The organism is Methanolobus mangrovi (assembly GCF_031312535.1).
In the GTDB taxonomy this organism is placed as follows: Archaea; Halobacteriota; Methanosarcinia; order Methanosarcinales; family Methanosarcinaceae; genus Methanolobus; species Methanolobus mangrovi.
Genome location: NZ_CP133594.1, coordinates 84,081 through 103,882, shown reverse-complemented (window position 1 = coordinate 103,882; position 19,802 = coordinate 84,081). Strand labels below are relative to the sequence as shown.

Here is a 19,802-nt window from a genome sequence, read left to right as displayed (position 1 = left end):
TTACACCCCCATTACAGCCATAAGGCTGACTATCTGATCTGAGTTTGTCAACATCATTTCAAGCACCGGGCTTGGATTAAGTCCGAAGTACAGTATGAGTATTGCAATGATTCCCATTGAAAGTGTCTGATAACCATTGATATCTGTTACTGTACCGAGTTTCTCGTTATAGACACCAAACATTGCCCTCTGGAGAGCCCACAGGTGATATGCTGCTGTTATCACGATAGCTGATACTGCGATCATCACATATGATGGCAGGTTCACGAAGCTTCCTGCAAGTACAGAGACCTCTGCAATGAAACCACTGAGACCAGGAAGTCCAAGGGATGCCATGAAGGTCATTACCATAATGACTGCCAGTTTTGGCATCTTCTGTGCAAGACCGCCAAGGTCGTTGATGATCCTTGTACCTGTTGTGTTGTTGATAATTCCACATGCCATGAACATAATGCTCATGATAAGTCCGTGTGAGAACTGCTGGAACATTGCTCCGGAAACGGAGAGTGATACCAGACCGGCTGCACCGAGTGTTACGTAGCCCATGTGGCTTACACTGGAATATGCAACCATTCTCTTGAGGTCCTTCTGTGAGAGTGCAAGGAATGCACCGTAAATTATACTTACAGAACCAAGGACTGCCATGATGGTGATCATCAGGTTTGGTGATGCTGTGAATGGCAACATTGGAAGCATGACCTTAAAGAGACCATATCCACCGATCTTAAGCATGACAAAGAGCACGCTGCCGGCAGTTGGTGCCTCAGTATATGCATCTGGTTGCCATGAGTGGAATGGGAAACTTGGGATCTTCACAATGAAACCGAAGAGCAGTGCAAGGAATATCATGTCCTTTGCAATTCCGGATTCAATGAACTGGAACTGTCCCAGAAGATATGGTATATCAAGGCTTGGGGTTCCTGTCATGTCCCATGCTGCGAAGTAAAGTCCGAATATACCCAGAAGCATCACAAGGGACGCCACGTGTGTGTATATGAAGAACTTAATTGCTGCGTGGTGTTTGTTGGGTCCTCCCCATATGCTCACCATAAAGAAGAGCGGTACGAGTGTAAGTTCCCAGAATATGTAGAACAGGAAGAAGTCCAGTGCGGTGAATACACCAATTACTGCACCCTCTGTTGCAAGTATGAATGCGTAGAACTTGTTCGGTGATTTTCTCTCATCGTTCCATGTAAAGAGAACGAGAAGTGGAAGTACAATTGCATTGAGAAGTATCAATGGCATTGAGATCCCGTCAACACCGAGGTGGTAGGATATTCCAAGGGAAGGCACCCACTGTGAAAGTTCCTCGAATTGATTGTCTGCTATAGTGCTGTCGAAGTTAAAGTACATGTAGACTGTAAGCAACAGTACGATAACAGTACCTGCAAGGGCTATTGCTCTTGCCTGTTCCTTTGTTTTTGTGAATAATGCGAGTGCTGCGAATATCAGAGGTATCAGCACGATCATTGAAAGTATCGGCATCATTAGAGTACCTCCATTACCACTTTAACAAGAATCACCAGAAGACTTACTCCGGTTATTACTGCTGTGGCATAATTCTGTACTGCTCCTGTCTGGAACTGGCGCAGGGATTCACCAGCATCCAGTGTCACATCGCTGAACCATTTGGTCATCCAGTCAAATCCTCTGTCAACTGCACGTCCTGCAAAGGCGAATCCTTCGTAGATGACCTTGACAGAGATGAAATTGGTGAACAGAGAGTTCTGGTAGTACCTGTTGTACAGGAGTTTGTAAATTGGGTTGTTCCTTGAAACAAGGCTGTCCATGTTGACGATCTTAAGTCCGTATACCAGATAGGCAATTACCAGACCGGCAAGTGCTACGATCAGTGGCATCCAGAGTACAAGCAATGGTTCATGTCCTGCATGTTCTGCAAGGTGATAACCACCAAGTGTTGCGAGTTCATGGATGTCCATGTGTACGAAATTGTTCACGAATGTCTCACTTACAAATGTGTTGAACCTCTCTGCGGTAAGACCACCAAAGATCAGTGCAAACAGTGCAAGTATTGACAGTGGGATCGTCATTGATGCAGGGGACTCGTGTCCTCCATAATCTGTACGTGGTTTTCCATAAAAGGTCATAAAGACAAGCCTGAATATGTACAGTGAAGTAAGCAGAGCTGCTGCAATTGAGAAGAAGTATGGCAGCCATGTACCGGTAGATTCTCCAAAGAGGTATGCGCTCTCGATGATAGCATCCTTACTGAAGAAACCACTTGTACCGATAGATGTACCAGGGATACCCATACCTGTGAGCGCCAGTGATGCGATGATCATTGTTGCTGCAGTTATTGGCATTACCTTTGCAACGCCTCCAAGCTGTCTCATGTCATGTGTACCTACTGCGTGAATTACGCTACCTGCACACAGGAAAAGAAGAGCCTTGAAGAATGCGTGGTTGATCAGGTGGAAGATAGATATACCGACTGCTTCAGCACCTACTGCTGCACCTACACCGAGACCGAGCATCATGTAACCGAGCTGACTTACGGTGGAGTATGCAAGTACACGCTTAAGGTCGTTCATCACGATACCCATTGTTCCTGCGAACAATGCAGTGAATGCACCTACGTATGCTACAACCATGAGTGAGTCCGGAGCTGCGATGAACATTGGGAATGTCCTTGCTACCAGATAGACACCAGCTGTAACCATTGTTGCTGCGTGTATGAGAGCTGAAACGGTTGTTGGACCTTCCATTGCATCAGGAAGCCACACATGGAGTGGGAACTGACCTGACTTACCAACAGCACCACCGAAGAACAGGAGTGTTATCAATGTGATGTGGCTGACCTCCATTCCAAAGATAGTGGAGTTGATCGCTGCAATTTCAGGGATGTGAGCAAATATCTCATCGAACCTGAGTATAAAGACACCATCAGGGATGGCACCATTGAAAATCTTGTAGAGGTCTGCGAACAGGACAATTATACCTGTAAGGAACATAACGTCACCGATCCTGGTTGTCAGGAAAGCCTTCTTTGCTGCTGTTGCAGCGGATGGCTTCTCAAACCAGAATCCAATGAGAAGATATGAACAGACACCCACAAGTTCCCAGCAAATAAAGAGCTGGAGGATGTTGTCTGAAAGGATCAGACCAAGCATTGAAGCTGTGAACAAAGCGGTCTCAGCAAAGTACCTGGAAGGTGCTTTGTCATGTGACATATAACCTGTTGAATAGATGTGGATTAGCAGACTTACGAATGTTACCATTGTAAGCATGACTGCTGCCAGTGGGTCAACAAGGATACCTATGTTGAGCATGGCAAACCAGCTGTATGACTGGCTCACAACTTCTTCAGGATTTGCAAGCAGGTTCAATGTAACTAATAGTGATATCACGAATGATGTTGCAATAGCTACTATTGGAATTATTGCACCGCCGGTTGGCAACTTCTTCCCAAAGAAGAAGGTAAGCACAAAGGCAAGTGCAGGCAGGAGTGGTATTAAGAATGCTAAATCTTCTACTGCCATTTTTACCACCTCAGTATGTTAATATGGTCAAGACTGATCGTATCCTTCATTCTGTAAAGGGCCATCAGTATAGCAAAGCCGATCGCTGCCTCACAGGCTGCCAGTGCGATAGAGAACAGTGCAAATACCTGTCCTGTAAGATCATCATGGTAGCTTGAGAATGCCACAAGATTAAGGTTAGCAGCATTGAGCATGAGTTCCACGCACATGAGAATACGAATACCACTGCGCTGTGTCATCAGTCCATAGAGACCTATGGAGAATATGACTGCTGCAACAGCAAGATAAAGTGCGACTGGTATCATTTGCCATCATCTCCTTTTGCCATGTAGATAGCACCCATCAATGAGGATAACAACACGATGGACATTATTTCGAACGGAACCACGAAATCAGTGAAGATCATAACTCCGATAGCCTCAATGTTACTCTGATCCTCAATGTTCTGAGGGAGTTGTTCTATTGCAGGCCAGCTTGTGAAGAAAATTGTCACTATCATTATTGTCATGAACAGTGCAGCAATTATCATTCCAAGTATACGTGGTTTGAAGTAGTCATACACAGATGTAGCAATATCCATTGCTGTGAATGATATTTCTTTATTCAGCATCTGTACCAAACTCCTTCTTAGTAAGCATTACAGCGAACAGTATCAATACACCTACTGCACCGATGTACACCAGTACCTGGGCAACACCAAGGAACTGTGCATTGAGCATTATGTAAAAAGCTGCAATGATAAACATTGTCACTACAAGTGCAATAGCTGCCCTTACTACATCCTTAGCTGTTACTACGAATACTGCGAACACTATTGATATAAGAGCCAGGATCACAAATATCAGCAATTCAATTATCGAGCCTATTGTGGGGTCCATCTGCTCACCTCCTCACCGGCTTCTGCCTCAGCATTTATGTCAACTTCCCTTGCCAGCATGTCTGGTGTGAAGAGAAGATCCTCATGGTTCCAGCGGATCACACCTGTTAGGTATACCTTTGTGCTTTCAAGTGCGTCCTTTGGACACTGGTCAATACAAAGACCACAGAACAGACAGTGACCGATATCTATTGCAGGGAACCATCTCTGCTTGTCGCTGTCCGGGTTGATACGTGCCCTGACTATCTTAATAGCATTATTTGGACATGTGTTGGCACATATTCCACAACCTATACATTTGGTCTTATCCAGTTTTTGTAAACCCCTGAACCTGTCTGAAAGTTTTGTTGGTACTTCCGGACACATTCTTGTAACAGGAGGGCCGAAATAAATATTCTTTACTGCTGTTATAATATTTTTAATAACCATTTAGTATACCCCCAGCAGACCAAGTCCGATAACCCATCCGAGGTTAAGAAGGGACAATGGTAGAAGTTTTTTCCAGCTCAGGTCTACTACCTGATCGATCCTGAACCTTGGAACAGCCCATCTGATCATAATGATAAAGAGTATCACCAGAGCTACCTTCAACAGGAAGAACACTGTTGGAAGGATTATACCAAGGATAGTTATATCGGTCAGGAATGCAGGTAGATTCCATCCACCAAGGAACAATAGTACTACAAGCATTGAACCAAGGATCAGGTGAATATATTCTGCAAAGAAACAGTAACCGAATCTCATACTTGTGTACTCGGTCATCCAACCTGCGATGAGCTCTTCCTCGGACTCGTTCTGGTCAAAAGGAAGACGACCCATATCAGCCATAAGAGCAATGAAGAATACAATAGCTCCCAGAGGCTGCATTATTATGAACCACAGAGGGCTCTGAGCCTCAGCGATATCCACTATATTAAGTGAACCTGCCATGATGGCAACACTTACAATACAGATACCAAGAGGAACTTCGTATCCGATCATACGTGCAAAGTTCCTGAAAGCTCCAAGAACAGAATACTTGTTATTTGCACTGTATGCAACCATGAAAATACCGATAATGGAAATTGCGGACATGGCCTCAATGTAAAGGACACTTATATCCATCTCAGTTGCTGCGATCACATAGCTCTCGCCATCTATAATGATAGCACCAAAAGGCATTGCCACAAGCATCAGGAAAACAGATCCCATAAGAAGAATTGGTGCTGAAACGAATAGTATCCTGTCAGCATTCTTAGGTATGATATCTTCTTTCGTGAACAACTTGATAGCATCAGCAACGAGCTGAAGTAATCCGTGAGGACCTACTCTCATAGGACCATACCTCTGCTGTACATCAGCAGAGAGTTTACGCTCGAACCAGACAGCGACACAGGCTCCACCAAAAACGGCACCCATGATACATAATCCCAGGATACCTCTTAGAAGAGGATTATAGATTATTGCTTCTATATCCATCATGATCACCTGTCAACCTCACTGGTACATGTGTCCATACTACCGGCAATTGCTACTATATCAGCAACTGTCACGCCTTTTATCAATGGTGGTAGTGTCTGAAGGGTAGGGTACACAGGTCCTCTTATCTTTACACGATATGGTTTGTCCGATCCATCGGATACCATATAGAATCCCATTTCTCCTCTTGGGTCCTCAACACGGTGGAAAACCTCTCCGGCTGGAACTCTCATTACAGGTGACCTCTTTCCATACGGAGTATCCTCCGGGAAGATAGGTCCTGAAGGGATCTGGTCAAGACACTGTTCTATGATGTACATACTTTCACGCATCTCATCCAGACGTACCTGGATTCTTGCGTAGACGTCACCATCTGTCTGTGTACATACCTTGAAATCAAGGTCCTTATAGACAAGGTAAGGTTCATCCTTACGGATATCAAAAGCAACACCTGTTGCCCTAAGTGGTGGTCCTGATACACCGAGATCCTTTGCAACATCTGCGGTAAGAACACCTATACCCTTAGTTCTTGCCTTGTAGATCGCATCGGTCCTGTACAGCTCTTCATAATTATCAATAGCCTTTCTCAGGTTTCCAAAGACATATTTTACATCGTCCTTGAATCCTTCAGGCAGGTCGTCCTTTACACCGCCATAACGCAGGAAACTGTGTGTGACACGTGCTCCTGTGACAGAGTCAATAAGAGACATGACATCTTCCCTGTCCCTGATGGTATACATGAACATACTTACAAAACCAACAAAGGATGCATATTCACCCATACCAAGCAGGTGGCTCTGCAATCTTGAAAGTTCTTCCATAATTACACGGATATACTGTGCTCTTTCAGGCACCTCGATACCTGCAAGTTTCTCAACACAACCAACATATGCTTCTTCATTGGTCATTGCTGCAAGGTAGCATATCCTGTCCACAATGGTAATACCCTGAAGATATGTCTTGCTTTCAAGGATCTTTTCAATTCCTTTGTGGATCCAGCCCATCTCTACCTCGGAGTCCACAACGGTCTCACCCCTCAATTTCGCATTCAGCCTGAATGGTCCTGGCATCATGGGGTGTTGCGGGCCAAGGTGTACTATCATTTCAGAAGGTCCAACTGTTTCATCCATATTTAACCCTCACACCAAATTCTTAGCTGTCTTGTTGGGGAAGCCCTTGTAGTCCTTACGCAGTGGCCACTCGCCTAGCATCTCTTGTGGAAGTACAAGAGGTTTAAGGTTAGGGTGGTTAAGATACTTCACACCAAACAGTTCGTACGTTTCTCTTTCGTACCAGTTCGCATTCCAGTAAACAGGTACCACGGATTCAACCTCTGGAGCGTCCCTTGGAAGGATTGCCTTCATAGCAAGGACGACCGGGTGTTCGTAGGAACCTATTACATATATTACTTCGATCTCATTCCTGTCCGGATAGTCTGCTCCGAATTCACAGCAGAGGTGTCCGAAAGACAGGTCTTCTTTGAGGTAGCGGCATACTTCCACTACGTTTTCTGGCTTCACTTTGGCAATAATCCTTATGTCAGACTCGATATCTGCATCATAGATGTCTTCAGGGAACTTGCCTGTAAGTGAAGAGATAATAGAATTAGCGTCCATCAATTCACCTCAATAATCAGTACCTTTGTCCTTCTTTGCTTCGATCTTTTTCTGGAGCTCAACAAATCCCTGGATCAGAGCTTCACATCTTGGAGGACATCCCGGAACGAAAACATCTACAGGGAATACCTCATCAACGTTCTGATGAGTGCTGTATGATTCATAGAAAGGACCGCCGCTTATCGCACAGTCTCCAAAGCATATAACCCACTTTGGTGCAGGCATCTGGTCCCAGATCCTCTTCAAAGCAGGAAGGTACTTCTTTGTTACATAACCACTGATGATCAATACATCAGCATGTCTTGGGGAGTTACGTGGGATAATACCGAAACGGTCAGTATCGTAGTGAGCCATACCTGTAGCAAGCAGCTCTACTCCACAACAACCCATTGCATTTACCATGAACCATAAAGAGTTCTTACGACCCCAGTTGAGAACATCCTGGATCTTTGTTTTCTTAATGAAATCACAGATTGCATTTGAGTCGGTAAGCATCGTGCCTGGAACGTCAGTATATCCAACGTCTAAGACATCATTTTGTTCGACATTCGTCTGCTCTATTTCATCCATTTAAGAGCCTCCTTCTTGATCAAATAAACGTAGCCAAACAATACAACAAAAATAAAGACTAACATTTCAACGGTTGCGATATAAGTGATATCATGTCCTTTGAAAATTGCAGTCCAGGGATAAAGGAAAAGGACTTCAATATCAAAGAGAACAAAAGCAATGGCATAAAGATAGTATTCGACATTGAACTGTATTCTGGCATTTCCTATAGGTAAGGAACCAGCTTCATATGTCGTGTACTTTGCTGATGCTTTACTCCTCGGACTCAACACTTTAATGATAAGCATTGTTATAGGAGGCATCACTAGTGCCACAATGAGAATTATTGCAACCGGTATGTAACTATTGGCTATGTTACTAATATCGATTATTCCTGACATAAACTATTCTCCTGAAAGTTATAAAGGTAGATAGACTATTTGTATAAAACACCTTCGTGTAAGGGTCTGATACAAATACATCTTAAATACATGTACATAGATAAACAATATCTGTTGATATATTTTTCAATAGATAGTGTTGGCTAGTAATTGATAATAATTCATTATATTTAAATTGTCTTAATTACGATGTTGAAAGCCTGCACAGCGAACAAAAAGATAATATGAGAGAAACAGGGAAAGCTTGCAGAATAATAGAAAGTTTCAACATTTATCTATATGAAAAGGTTGGCTATTAGCAAGATATCTAAAATACATGTTTTGTCAGATAAATCATAAAATTAAATATATCAGCCATATGCAAAAAAGAGAATACCACTTATCTAAATAATAAAAAAAAGCGTTTAAACGCTTTTTGGAGAGAAATACTTCTTAATGACAGTATCACATTCAGAACATGAAACCACCATCCAATCACCCACATCCCTGCGGGTGTATTTCTCAAAGATAGAAGCGTTACATGTTGGACACACATAATAATCCTTGAAATAGTAGTGATAAAAGTGCGGTGTTTCTTCCAGCCATTCAAGGACTTTTTGCATGTGCTCAAAATAACGCCTTTTTGAAGGATGATCACTGCCATTCACAAGCACATCTGAAACACGGGCACTAACCTCTTTTGTATGCTTGTTGGATTTCTGTGAGATTTTCTTATAATCTGAAATATATCTTGTAGTATTATTGAGATAATTCAGGTAAGCACTGTGTGCCTTTGGCTCACTTTTCCAGATGGTACGAAGCAGATACTCCCCCATAACATCTTCCATAATATCTACACAGGTAGTACAGATATTGTACCCTTCATAGTGTTTGAAGTCCTGAAGTTCCCCACATATAAGACAAGTTTCCATAAGAACACCATCCTCTTTTTATTTATCTAAGGGATTTTGGAGTCATAGCCTCACGAGTGAACATTATTGGGAAGATATTAAGTACTGCCAGCAAATCACCTTCCCTGACTCTACCAGATTCCTGACCCAATACATATGCAGAGTTTATTACACGCTCACTGTCAACCGGTTTGGCACCTCCCTTTGCGCCTACCTTGACCAGTGAAACAACTGCATGGTGAGTGAAAGTACATGGAAGAGCAACCATATCAGGATCCAGGTGTATTTCTTTTACATTGACTTTTTTGAATTCACCTGCACGTATCTCAGTATCCTCATTAGAAATCACCATTTCCCATTTTGCACGGGTGGCAATGGTAAATTCATATGGTGCAGCCTTTACTTGCTTAGATGCCAATTCCCCATTTTCCCTGGAGACAACTTGGATTACTTCTTTCTTCATAGAGAACACCTAAGACAAAAACTGACCTGTAACTATATATAAATTACGCATATCTGTAATGAATAATCATTATAAAAATTCACTACTTCTTAAGGATCGTGCAACTTTTTTCCTTATGGCACTTGGTCGTCAGAATACTTTGGGAATCCTTTATGCCATCCATATTCCCAAGTACCTGCAAAACATTCTCCTTCAGCGAATGGATATCAAATGTCCTTACTTTCAGCAGCATATCATATGGCTCAAGTAATTCATAGATCTCTAATATATCATCAATGCTTTTCAAACGATTTATTATATTGATCCTTTTGTTCTGCTCAATATTGACTCCTATGAAGGTTGTAACATTCAGGCCAACCTCCCCAGTGTCCACCTTAACCGTAAACTCGTGAATTGTACCTGTTTCACGCATCTTTTCTATTCTTTTATGTACCGTAGATGTCGCCAGATCAAGATCTGTTGCAATTTCTGTGCTATGCATCCTCGAATTCTTGCAAAGGCGTTCTAGTATCGCAAGGTCAACTTCATCCATGCAAATATAATTATCAGTCTATAATAATAAATATTTCTGTTTGAAGCAGGATATGAATAAAATGTGTCATTTACTTCAAATAATACCATCCGGAAAATGCCATTCTGTCAAAGATAAAATCAAATAAAGAACAATAAGGCTTTTTATTGTTGAAAACGTTATACAATCAAATCCGGTGAATATACTATGAAAGTAAACGAAAACTGTGTAGGATGCGGCCAATGCACTGCCTTTTGTAAATTTGATGCTATTGAAGTTAGAGGAAAGGCAATTATGACCACTGCCTGTGTAGACTGCAGAGCATGTATCCCATACTGTCCGGTTAAAGCAATAGAGGCATAGGATGAAAGCAATAATTATCGGTTCCGGACTTGGAGGGCTTTTGAGCGCAGCTAAACTCTCAAATGCAGGATATGAAGTAGAGGTCTTTGAACGTCTTCCGATAATAGGCGGGAGGTTCACCAATATACCATACAAAGGTTTCCAGTTGAGCACCGGCGCATTACATATGCTTCCACACGGACCCTCCGGACCTCTCGCGCAACTTCTTGAAGAGATCGGGGCAAATGTGAAGATAGTACGTGGAAAACCTGTTTCAGTGATCAGGATTCCAAGAAAAAGAGGCGACACGGATTATAAGTACGGCCATAAGGACCTTCTTTTCGAGAACTTCAGAACTCCATTCACTTTATTTAACCGTATCAAACTGATATATTATGTCATTAGCACCCGTAAAAACCCCCCATCAGGCAAATCCTTCGAACAGTGGTGTAAAGAACATATCGACCAGGACTGGACATATCGAATCTCCGATTCATTCTTTGGTTGGGCCCTCAGCCTGAAGGCTGCAGATGTGCCTGTAGAGGAAGCTTTTGCAATTATTGAAAATCTCTACCATTTTGGCGGACCAGGAGTACCAATGGGAGGATGTAAGGCAATAACAGATGCACTCACAGGCGTGATCCAGTCCAACGGAGGAAAAATACACACATCTTCAGAAGTCACAGGCCTTAAAATAGAAAATGGAAACGTTAAAGGCGTTCTTGTTAATGGAGAAGAGCATCTCACAGACATTGTGATCAGTGACATAGGACACGCCGCCACATCCCATATGATAGGCGAAAATACAGGCATTACCGGAATGGATGATTATGCACACACATCAGATAACCTGAAACCTTCTGCAGGAATCAAAATATGCCTCAGCTCTGACAAACCGCTCATAGGACACGGAGGGGTACTTCTCACACCTTATGCCAGAAGAGTGAACGGGATAAATGAGGTAACTAACATTGACCCGGAACTGGCCCCTGAGGGAAAACATCTTACAATGGCTCACCAATGTGTTCACTGGAAAGATATGGATGATCTTGAGAATGAGATCGAATTGGGACTTGAGGACCTAAAAGATATTTTCGCAGGAAAAGAATATGAAGTACTTCTTATACAATCATATTCAAATGAATGGCCTGTTAATAGATCACCCTCCGGTGCAGACCTTAAAAATAAAACACCAATACCAAACCTATATGTGGTAGGAGATGGAGCAAAAGGTAAGGGCGGTATTGAAGTGGAGGGTATTGCACTTGGAGTTAAGAATTGTATGCAGGAACTTATGATAAAATAACCTTTATAAAAGCCTCAAAATTGATTAAACTTATGTAATTGTTACGTCAAGGAATTAACAATGGATGAATTTGTCACATTTTGCCGAAATGTCTTCGTACCTGTAACAAATGTTTGCAGGAATAAATGCACATACTGCACATTCAGGCGTGAGCCCGACGATCCGCAGGCACAACTGATGCAGATAGAGGAGATAATCCCAATCCTTGAGCAGGGGAAAAAAGCAGGATGCACAGAGGTTCTTTTTACTTTTGGGGAATATGCGGAAGAAATTCCACAGTATAAGGAATGGTTAAAGGATATTGGCTATTCCAGTACAGTAGATTATATTTGCGAACTCTGTAAAATTGCAATCGACATAGGGCTTTTACCACACACCAATGCAGGCGTATTGAACTATATGGAACTGGAAAAACTAAAACCCTTAAATTCCAGTATGGGTCTGATGCTTGAAACAACTGCATATATTGCTGCTCATGAAGGATCACCGGGAAAAGAACCTTCCAGGAGAATCAAGACAATACGTTATGCAGGAGAGCTGCACATTCCTTTTACAACGGGCATACTTGTAGGTATTGGCGAAACCCTTGACGACAGGATCAATTCCCTGTTGTCTATTGCAGAATTACACGAAGAGTATGGCCACATACAGGAAGTGATCATACAGAACTTCACACCCAAACCGGATACCTTGATGGCAAAAGTGGCTGCACCTACCGAAGAGGAAATGATGCAGGTTATATTGATAGCCAGGGAAATTCTTCCGAATGACGTCGCCATCCAGGTTGCACCGAATCTTATTGACCCTCATCTGTTGATACAATGTGGTGCCAATGACCTTGGAGGAATTTCCCCGACAACCATTGACTGGATAAATCCGGAGGCAGAATGGCCCAGTGTATCGGAACTAAATGAAATGGTTCACGAAGTCTCACTAAAAGAAAGGTTGCCGATATATCCACAGTACATTAAAAAAGGCTGGTACAGCGATACTCTGAAAGACCTTATAAATGATCTTTCAGACGAAGAGGGTTATCGGAAAACATGAGTTCCGATTGGGGCATACAATTTAAATACAAAAGATAAGTATCGGAGAAAAACATGAACCCTACTATCCCAGATGACATTATTGAACGTGCATATGAAGGTATGACCACAAAGGAAGACGCACTTTTTCTTTTGACGATACCTCCGTTCAAACTTTTCGAATTTGCTGACAGGTTACGTCAGGAAACAGTAGGAGATACTGTGACCTACGTAGTTAACCGCAACATAAACTTTACAAACAGATGTATGGGTACATGCGGTTTCTGTGCATTCAAGGATAATACAGGATATATATTGGAGATTCCACAAATACTTGAAAAAGTAAGAGAAGCAGAAAGCCTTGGAGCAACAGAAGTTTGCATTCAGGGAGGATTACTCCCTAATGTAGACATTAACTTCTACACAGACATAATAAAAGCTGTAAAAGCAGAATTCCCACACATCCATACACATGCATTCTCACCTATGGAAGTGTACCACGCTGCAAAACAGAGTAACATAACTGTTGAAGAAGCCCTCATGCGCCTCAAAGATGCAGGACTGGATACCATGCCAGGAACTGCTGCAGAGATACTGTCTGACAGAGTAAGGAAGATAATCTGTCCCAGCAAACTCAAAACTGACGAATGGGTAGATGTCATCACTAAAGCTCATAAAGCAGGAATAAGCACAACTGCAACCATTATGTACGGGCACATTGAAACGGTCGAAGAACGTATTGACCACATAATGATAATAAGGGAGATCCAGAAAGAAACCGGAGGCTTCCACGAATTTGTGCCATTGACCTTTATGCCCTATAATAACAAAGTAGGCAATGAAATGATAAAGGCCGGAAGGTATGCAACTCCTGGTATAGAAGATCTGCAATTATATGCCCTTGCACGCATAATACTTAATACCCATATAAAGAACATTCAGGCAAGCTGGGTCAAGCTTGGAAAGAAACTTGCTCAGGTAGCTCTGTTCTGCGGAGTCAATGATCTTGGAGGAACACTGATGGAAGAAAAAATATCCAGTTCAGCCGGTTCAACAAATGGCCAGTTCATGTCCGCACAGGAATTGGAATGGTTTATTGTTTCATCAGGAAGACAAGCACTACAAAGAAACACCGCATATAAACCAATCATCAATACCAGCACACAGAGTCAGATGAAACTCAAAATAGCCTGAGGAAATGATGTATTCTGTTATTAAGGATGATATTATTGATAGGGCTTACACCGGCGAGATTCGCAAAGAAGATGCGATGACCTTGATGGATGCTAGCCCCTTTGAGCTTTTCTCCCTCGCAGACGACCTGCGCTACAAAGCAGTGGGAAACGATGTCACATATGTTGTTAACCGCAATATATACCTCACTAATATGTGTGCAGGTAATTGCGGTTTTTGTGCCTTTAAAGAAAAAGAAGGATACGTGCTTTCAACTGAGGAAGTACTTGAAGAAGTTGGCCGGGCACACAACGCAGGAGCTGTAGAGGTTTGTATCCAGGGAGGATATATCCCGCAACTCAACATGGATTATTATACAGAGATATTTGATACCATCAGTTCAAATTATCCTTCAATGAATATCCATGCTCTTTCACCAATGGAAGTATTCTATGCCGCAGGAATGGATAAAATATCAATCGATGAAGCATGCACCATTTTGAAGGACTGTGGCGTAGGCACATTGACCGGAACTTCTGCAGAGATACTTGTAGACCGTGTAAGAAACATAATCTGCCCAAGCAAACTGACAAGACAGCAATGGATAGATACCATTGAAGCTTCACATAACGCAGGTCTCCGTACAAACTCAACTATAATGTACGGCCATGTTGAAACTGTTGAGGAAAGACTGGACCACATCTTCACCATCCGCGATATACAGAAACGGACAGGCGGATTTACCGAGCTTATCCCAATGGCCTTTATGCCATACAACAACAGGATAGGAGAAGAGATGATGCAACAGGGCAGGTTCATGACCACAGGTATTGCTGATCTCCAGTTGCAGGCTATTTCAAGAATAATATTGCATAAACACATTGATAATATTCAGGCAGCATGGGTGAAGCTTGGGAAAAAACTTGCACAGGTTGCATTATCCTGCGGAGCTAATGACCTTGGTGGCACTCTAATGGAAGACAAGATCACAGTTGCTTCCGGCGGAACTAACGGAGAATACACCCCAGCAACTGAAATAGAGTGGTTGATACGTCAAACAGGCAGAACACCAAAACAGAGAAATGCGCTTTACGAGAGAGTATCATGAAGGCATTGATCCCCTACAAAAAGAAAAATGCTAAATCAAGGCTTTCACCTGCTCTTACACAAGAAGAACGGGAGGATTTCGTAGAACTTATGTTAAGAGACGTGGTTGGTAGCCTTCATGAAGCAGGAATTGATGAGGTCGACATACTCACTACCCTTGACAATGGAGTACCAAATGACCTGCAAGCAAATGTGGTGCTCGATGAAAATGACCTGAACGAAGCTATTAATGAATACCTGAGCCATGAACAGAAGTCCATATTCATAATAATGGCAGATCTCCCCCTTGTAAGAGCCATTCATATAAAAGAAATAATCGCAAGACCTGAAGACGTAGTGATAGTTCCCGGAAAAGGCGGAGGAACAAATATCATATTCATAAAGGACCCTTCCAATTTCCATGTTAAATATTACGGATCAAGTTTCCTTAACCACTGCAATATAGCAAAAGAAAGGAAATGTTCAGTATATATTTATGATTCTTTCCTGCTAAGTACAGATATCGACGAACCTCATGACCTTGTAGAGATAATGCTTCACGGACATGGAAATTCACGAGAGTACGTAATGGAAAGATTTGACATGGAAACAGGCAAGGCAAGAGCCAGAATAACAGTCTCTGACGATGCATAAACACTTATAGTGCTTATACTATAAAGGCTCCCTTAATCATATTATTTTAATTTTAATCAGAAAGATATATCTCCCTTCAAAATGTAGGGATGAAACATACAAATCATAGGTGATAATGGTGACCATCAACGTAAACAAATTCAAATGTGGGTATTGTGGTGCATGCGTAGGAGTATGTCCGGTTGGCGCGCTTGAATTGGTCGAAACCTGGATAGAAGTCAATGAGACATGCACATCTTGTGGAATCTGCGCTAAGATCTGCCCGGTTGGAGCTATTGAGGTGAAAAAGTGAAGAGCGAGTATGATGTAATAATTATAGGTGCTGGTCCTGCAGGTTCTATTGCAGCGAAAACTGCTGCCCAGAAAGGCCTTAGTGTCCTCATGATAGAAAAAAGGCAGGAAATCGGCGACCCGGTCAGGTGTGCAGAGGGAGTCAGCAAGATATGGTTAAGGAAACATATAGAACCCGACCACCGCTGGATCTGTGCAGATGTGAAGGGATCCCGCATATATGCACCCGACGGAACCATGATTGAAATGGCAGAAGAGATTGCCGGCGGAGAAGTAGGATATGTCCTTGAACGTAAGATCTTTGACAGGGCATTAGCATATGAAAGTGCAAAAGCCGGTGCAGAGGTAATGGTCAAAACAAGAGCAACTGACCTTATCATGGAAAATGGTTTCGTAAAAGGTGTAAAGGTCATGCACCTTGGAGAAACATATGACATCAAAGCTAAAATTGTCATAGGCGCAGATGGCGTAGAGTCTAAAGTAGGCAGATGGGCTGGTATTGACACATCCATCAAACCTGTTGATATTGAAACCTGTGCCCAGTATCTGATGAGCGGTACAGGCATCGATCAGAACTATTGCTATTTCTACATCGGAAATGAAGTCGCTCCAGCAGGCTATGTATGGATATTCCCAAAAGGCAATGATCTTGCAAATGTTGGAATTGGTATTCTTGGCAGCAAATCCGGAGAAAAAAAAGCAATTTACTATCTGGATGAATTTGTCAAAAAGAACTATCCTAATGCCAGAATCCTGGAAATGGATGTCGGAGGAGTACCAGTTTGCGGATCAATTGAGAAGACAATCGTCAATGGCCTTATGCTGATAGGAGATGCAGCCAGGCAATCCGACCCGATAACAGGCGGAGGCATCATCAATGCAATGGAAGCAGGAAAGATTGCAGGAGAAGTTGCATATAACGCAATATCCAAAGGTGACGTTTCAACCAGGGCACTTAAAGAATACGAGGATAAATGGCGTACAACAATCGGGTACGATATCGATAATAGTTTGATAGTCAAGAATACATTCACCAGCTTTACAGACAAGGAAATAAATTCCCTGGCACATTCATTGGAAGGTGTGAACTTTTCGAGCATGAGTCTTCTGGACCTCTTGTATGCACTCTTCAAGGCAAATAAGAAGCTTCTGTGGGACCTGCGAGGACTTTTCAAGAACGTTGTGAAGTATGAACTGGACTTTGAACGCTGAAAAAGTGATTATTTTTATCACTTTTTCCTGACTTTTTTTATTTAACCCATTCATCCTGTTTTTCCTGAATATATCGTTTTCTTACAAACCTTTTTTAAATGTCACCACCGAGATTAGAATAGCAATATTCTAAGGAATAGTTCAATGGTTAAGAGAAAACTGACAATTTCTGAAATTGAAAAGATGAAGTATTATGACTTCATGACCTACATAGGAGTTCCCTATTTTCACATTGGCGGACCTCGTTCGACTGAAGAACTTGCAGATTTATGCAGCATCAATAAGAATAGCATAGTGCTGATGGTGGGATGTGGGAACGGATTCAGTGCATGCCATCTTGCGAAGAAAACTGGGTGCTTTGTTGTAGGAGTGGACATTGCCAGCCTATCAATAGAGAATGCACGACAAAGAGCAATTAATGATAATGTTGAAAATATGACTGAATTCATTATAGGCGATGCATATAACCTGCCTTTCAGAAAAGATTCATTTGACTTTGTAATTACAGAATTTGTTTCCCAGTTCCTTGATAAGGACAGAGCATTCCATGAATTTATACGTGTGCTTAAAGTCGGAGGGATTCTTGGCATCAACGAGATGTACAGAGATAATGCCATTGAACCTCAGATGAAAACAAAAATAGATGAAGCTGAGATCATCTTTACAGAAGTAACCGAATTACCTTTTAAAATGAACACTCCTGATGAATGGAAACGATTTTTTGAAGAGGCAGGATTCACAGATATAGGAATACATCAACGCAGACCATTTCAGAAGATAAAGGACATAACCAGTACTATTAAAGCCATGGGAGGTATTGTCAAGATCACATGCTTAATATATAGCATGCTAAAATGCATGATATTGAGCAAAATAATACGGAAACGTTTTTCAAAGCTGGACAAAGGAAAAAGGATACTGTTCAATAACAGAACAACACGAAAACATGTTGGTTATATACTAGGAATTGCAAGAAAGCCGAATAAATAAAGGAACATATCAGCGTTTCCAGAATTCCGGAGTAAGCATAACAATAACCGTGAATACTTCAAGTCTGCCAATCCACATATTTGCTATCAGCACCATTTTTCCAATAAACGGTACGGCATCAAAGTTAGCCATTGGACCTACAAGACCAAATCCAGGACCTATATTTCCAAGTGTAGCTATTGAAGATGTGATCGAGCTTATAATATCAATTCCCATGAGTGAGAGAATGCCTGTAGATATAGCAAATATCATAAAGTAAATGACCACAAAAGAGACTATTGCCTGCATTACATCATCGGGAACGGTCTTTTCGTTGAGTTTTATTGGTTTTACAGCCCGTGGATGTATGGATTTGAATAAAGCACGTCGTGCATATTTAAGTAGTAAAAGAAATCGTACTACTTTTATACCTCCGGAAGTTGAACCGGCACACCCACCTATAAACATAACTGCCAGCAGTACTATTTTTGCAGAATCAGTCCACAGATTAAAGTCCACAGTTGCAAATCCTGTGGTAGTCATTATGGAAACTACCTGGAAAACAGCATACCTCAAAGCCGTAAGGACTGTTTCCCCCATATCACTCCAGAGACTGAACGTTAGTAGCAATGTTGCAACAACAGTAACGAGTGAATAGAATTTGAATTCATCATCTTTTAGAAGACTTTTACGATCAGTGTACAATGTCCTGTAATGAAGCGCAAAGTTAGCCCCTGAGATAAACATGAAAAGAGTAATTATACCCTCTATAAGAGGACTGTTAAATGATGCTACACTTTGAGAATATGGGGAAAAACCACCACATGCCATTGTAGTGAAAGTATGTGTAATAGCATCATACAGCGACATTTTAGCAAGTAAAAGGGCTATGACCTCTATCATGGAAATGAACACATATACCAGCCATAGTATCTTTGCAGTTTCCCTTATCCGCGGTTTGATCTTATCTTCCGTAGGACCTGGAGCCTCTGCCCTGAACAACTGTCTTCCTGCAACACCGAGCTTTGGAAGAATAGCGATGAAGAGCATAATGATACCCATCCCGCCAATCCACTGGGTCATACTGCGCCAGAAGAGGATACTCCGGGAATGAGCCTCTATATCCAGAAGAACAGTAGCTCCGGTTGTCGTGAAACCGGACATTGATTCAAATATCGCGTTAATTGGACTGAATCCATCCACCATGAAAGGAATTGAACCGAAAACTGCGGCTGCCAACCATCCAAATGCAACAATTGCAAAGCCTTCTCTTGCCTTCCACTCATCAGTAGCCTTATAATAATGCGAAAGCAGGATGCCAGTCAAACCAGTTATAACAACTGCCGCTAAAAATGGATATAAAGAATCACCATAATAAAGAGCCACAAATAAGGGAACAAGCATTATAGCTCCGAGGAACCTGAGTAGTCCCCCCAGGACATTTAGTATGACACCGTAATTCAAATGTTGCACCCCGAT

Annotated in this window: 24 protein-coding genes; 9 read left to right on the top strand and 15 right to left on the bottom strand. The window is 42.1% G+C overall.

The features are described from left to right. The 14 genes from fpoM to RE476_RS00490 all read right to left on the bottom strand — a co-directional run bounded on the left by fpoM (nucleotide 1) and on the right by RE476_RS00490 (nucleotide 10,286). The gene (fpoM, locus tag RE476_RS00555; RefSeq protein ID WP_309308185.1) at nucleotides 1-1,488 is read right to left on the bottom strand and encodes a F(420)H(2) dehydrogenase subunit M; all 1,488 of its coding nucleotides are present in this window, start codon (nucleotides 1,486-1,488) and stop codon (nucleotides 1-3) included. Continuing rightward, nucleotides 1,488-3,500 (bottom strand): F420H2 dehydrogenase subunit FpoL, encoded by a 2,013-nt coding sequence (gene fpoL, locus RE476_RS00550; RefSeq protein ID WP_309308183.1) that lies wholly within the window; start codon nucleotides 3,498-3,500, stop codon nucleotides 1,488-1,490. Before fpoL ends, fpoM begins: the two co-directional genes overlap by 1 nt. 2 nt (nucleotides 3,501-3,502) lie before the next feature. After that, nucleotides 3,503-3,805 carry a F420H2 dehydrogenase subunit FpoK gene (gene fpoK, locus RE476_RS00545; protein WP_091931638.1) on the bottom strand — a complete coding sequence of 101 codons (303 nt, stop codon included), beginning with the start codon at nucleotides 3,803-3,805 and terminating at the stop codon, nucleotides 3,503-3,505. Then, a complete protein-coding gene (fpoJ, locus tag RE476_RS00540) occupies nucleotides 3,802-4,110 on the bottom strand; it encodes a F420H2 dehydrogenase subunit FpoJ (RefSeq protein ID WP_309308180.1) in 309 nt (102 codons plus the stop codon). The genes fpoK and fpoJ overlap by 4 nt, the downstream gene beginning before the upstream one ends. After that, nucleotides 4,100-4,378 carry an NADH-quinone oxidoreductase subunit J gene (locus RE476_RS00535; protein WP_091931634.1) on the bottom strand — a complete coding sequence of 93 codons (279 nt, stop codon included), beginning with the start codon at nucleotides 4,376-4,378 and terminating at the stop codon, nucleotides 4,100-4,102. Before RE476_RS00535 ends, fpoJ begins: the two co-directional genes overlap by 11 nt. Next, entirely contained in the window at nucleotides 4,363-4,806 is a 444-nt protein-coding gene (gene fpoI / locus RE476_RS00530) for a F420H2 dehydrogenase subunit FpoI (RefSeq protein WP_091931632.1), read from the bottom strand. The genes RE476_RS00535 and fpoI overlap by 16 nt, the downstream gene beginning before the upstream one ends. Then, on the bottom strand, nucleotides 4,807-5,838 hold the full coding sequence (gene fpoH / locus RE476_RS00525; RefSeq protein WP_406600969.1) for a F420H2 dehydrogenase subunit FpoH: 1,032 nt from the start codon (nucleotides 5,836-5,838) through the stop codon (nucleotides 4,807-4,809). It abuts the gene before it with no gap. 2 nt (nucleotides 5,839-5,840) lie between these two features. Next, the gene (gene fpoD, locus RE476_RS00520; protein WP_309308176.1) at nucleotides 5,841-6,965 is read right to left on the bottom strand and encodes a F420H2 dehydrogenase subunit FpoD; all 1,125 of its coding nucleotides are present in this window, start codon (nucleotides 6,963-6,965) and stop codon (nucleotides 5,841-5,843) included. 9 nt (nucleotides 6,966-6,974) lie between these two features. Next, the gene (gene fpoC / locus RE476_RS00515; protein WP_309308173.1) at nucleotides 6,975-7,451 is read right to left on the bottom strand and encodes a F420H2 dehydrogenase subunit FpoC; all 477 of its coding nucleotides are present in this window, start codon (nucleotides 7,449-7,451) and stop codon (nucleotides 6,975-6,977) included. A 9-nt stretch (nucleotides 7,452-7,460) separates the two neighbouring features. Beyond that, nucleotides 7,461-8,021, bottom strand: coding sequence for a F(420)H(2) dehydrogenase subunit B (fpoB, locus tag RE476_RS00510; protein ID WP_309308171.1), 561 nt, complete (start codon nucleotides 8,019-8,021; stop codon nucleotides 7,461-7,463). After that, complete coding sequence (fpoA, locus tag RE476_RS00505) at nucleotides 8,009-8,401, bottom strand: F420H2 dehydrogenase subunit FpoA (RefSeq protein WP_309308169.1); 393 nt, start codon at nucleotides 8,399-8,401, stop codon at nucleotides 8,009-8,011. Before fpoA ends, fpoB begins: the two co-directional genes overlap by 13 nt. A 404-nt stretch (nucleotides 8,402-8,805) precedes the next feature. Further along, nucleotides 8,806-9,312, bottom strand: a complete 507-nt coding sequence (locus RE476_RS00500) for a hypothetical protein (protein WP_309308167.1) — start codon at nucleotides 9,310-9,312, stop codon at nucleotides 8,806-8,808. A 22-nt stretch (nucleotides 9,313-9,334) separates the two neighbouring features. Beyond that, complete coding sequence (locus RE476_RS00495; RefSeq protein ID WP_309308165.1) at nucleotides 9,335-9,754, bottom strand: DUF22 domain-containing protein; 420 nt, start codon at nucleotides 9,752-9,754, stop codon at nucleotides 9,335-9,337. An 82-nt stretch (nucleotides 9,755-9,836) separates the two neighbouring features. Further along, entirely contained in the window at nucleotides 9,837-10,286 is a 450-nt protein-coding gene (locus RE476_RS00490) for an Lrp/AsnC family transcriptional regulator (RefSeq protein ID WP_309308163.1), read from the bottom strand. A 186-nt stretch (nucleotides 10,287-10,472) separates the two neighbouring features. Between RE476_RS00490 and RE476_RS00485 the strand changes: the two genes are divergently transcribed. The 9 genes from RE476_RS00485 to RE476_RS00445 all read left to right on the top strand — a co-directional run bounded on the left by RE476_RS00485 (nucleotide 10,473) and on the right by RE476_RS00445 (nucleotide 18,344). Next, entirely contained in the window at nucleotides 10,473-10,628 is a 156-nt protein-coding gene (locus tag RE476_RS00485) for a 4Fe-4S binding protein (protein ID WP_309308161.1), read from the top strand. Between the two features lies 1 nt (nucleotide 10,629). Beyond that, complete coding sequence (locus tag RE476_RS00480) at nucleotides 10,630-11,913, top strand: phytoene desaturase family protein (RefSeq protein ID WP_309308159.1); 1,284 nt, start codon at nucleotides 10,630-10,632, stop codon at nucleotides 11,911-11,913. A gap of 60 nt (nucleotides 11,914-11,973) precedes the next feature. Next, nucleotides 11,974-12,960: a 7,8-didemethyl-8-hydroxy-5-deazariboflavin synthase subunit CofG gene (cofG, locus tag RE476_RS00475; RefSeq protein WP_309308157.1), complete on the top strand. Its 987-nt coding sequence runs from the start codon at nucleotides 11,974-11,976 to the stop codon at nucleotides 12,958-12,960. Nucleotides 12,961-13,013: 53 nt separating this feature from the next. Further along, on the top strand, nucleotides 13,014-14,132 hold the full coding sequence (cofH, locus tag RE476_RS00470; RefSeq protein ID WP_309308155.1) for a 5-amino-6-(D-ribitylamino)uracil--L-tyrosine 4-hydroxyphenyl transferase CofH: 1,119 nt from the start codon (nucleotides 13,014-13,016) through the stop codon (nucleotides 14,130-14,132). A 7-nt stretch (nucleotides 14,133-14,139) separates the two neighbouring features. Further along, the gene (gene cofH / locus RE476_RS00465) at nucleotides 14,140-15,219 is read left to right on the top strand and encodes a 5-amino-6-(D-ribitylamino)uracil--L-tyrosine 4-hydroxyphenyl transferase CofH (protein WP_309309533.1); all 1,080 of its coding nucleotides are present in this window, start codon (nucleotides 14,140-14,142) and stop codon (nucleotides 15,217-15,219) included. Continuing rightward, nucleotides 15,216-15,851, top strand: coding sequence for a 2-phospho-L-lactate guanylyltransferase (gene cofC / locus RE476_RS00460; RefSeq protein WP_309308153.1), 636 nt, complete (start codon nucleotides 15,216-15,218; stop codon nucleotides 15,849-15,851). The genes cofH (RE476_RS00465) and cofC overlap by 4 nt, the downstream gene beginning before the upstream one ends. Nucleotides 15,852-15,966: 115 nt before the next feature. Then, nucleotides 15,967-16,143 carry a 4Fe-4S binding protein gene (locus RE476_RS00455; protein ID WP_309308151.1) on the top strand — a complete coding sequence of 59 codons (177 nt, stop codon included), beginning with the start codon at nucleotides 15,967-15,969 and terminating at the stop codon, nucleotides 16,141-16,143. Then, the gene (locus RE476_RS00450) at nucleotides 16,140-17,354 is read left to right on the top strand and encodes an NAD(P)/FAD-dependent oxidoreductase (RefSeq protein ID WP_309308149.1); all 1,215 of its coding nucleotides are present in this window, start codon (nucleotides 16,140-16,142) and stop codon (nucleotides 17,352-17,354) included. Before RE476_RS00455 ends, RE476_RS00450 begins: the two co-directional genes overlap by 4 nt. 144 nt (nucleotides 17,355-17,498) lie before the next feature. After that, nucleotides 17,499-18,344 carry a class I SAM-dependent methyltransferase gene (locus RE476_RS00445; protein ID WP_309308147.1) on the top strand — a complete coding sequence of 282 codons (846 nt, stop codon included), beginning with the start codon at nucleotides 17,499-17,501 and terminating at the stop codon, nucleotides 18,342-18,344. Between the two features lie 9 nt (nucleotides 18,345-18,353). Here RE476_RS00445 and RE476_RS00440 read toward each other — a convergent pair whose 3' ends face one another. Continuing rightward, complete coding sequence (locus tag RE476_RS00440) at nucleotides 18,354-19,787, bottom strand: TrkH family potassium uptake protein (RefSeq protein ID WP_309308145.1); 1,434 nt, start codon at nucleotides 19,785-19,787, stop codon at nucleotides 18,354-18,356. Nucleotides 19,788-19,802: the final 15 nt, after the last annotated feature.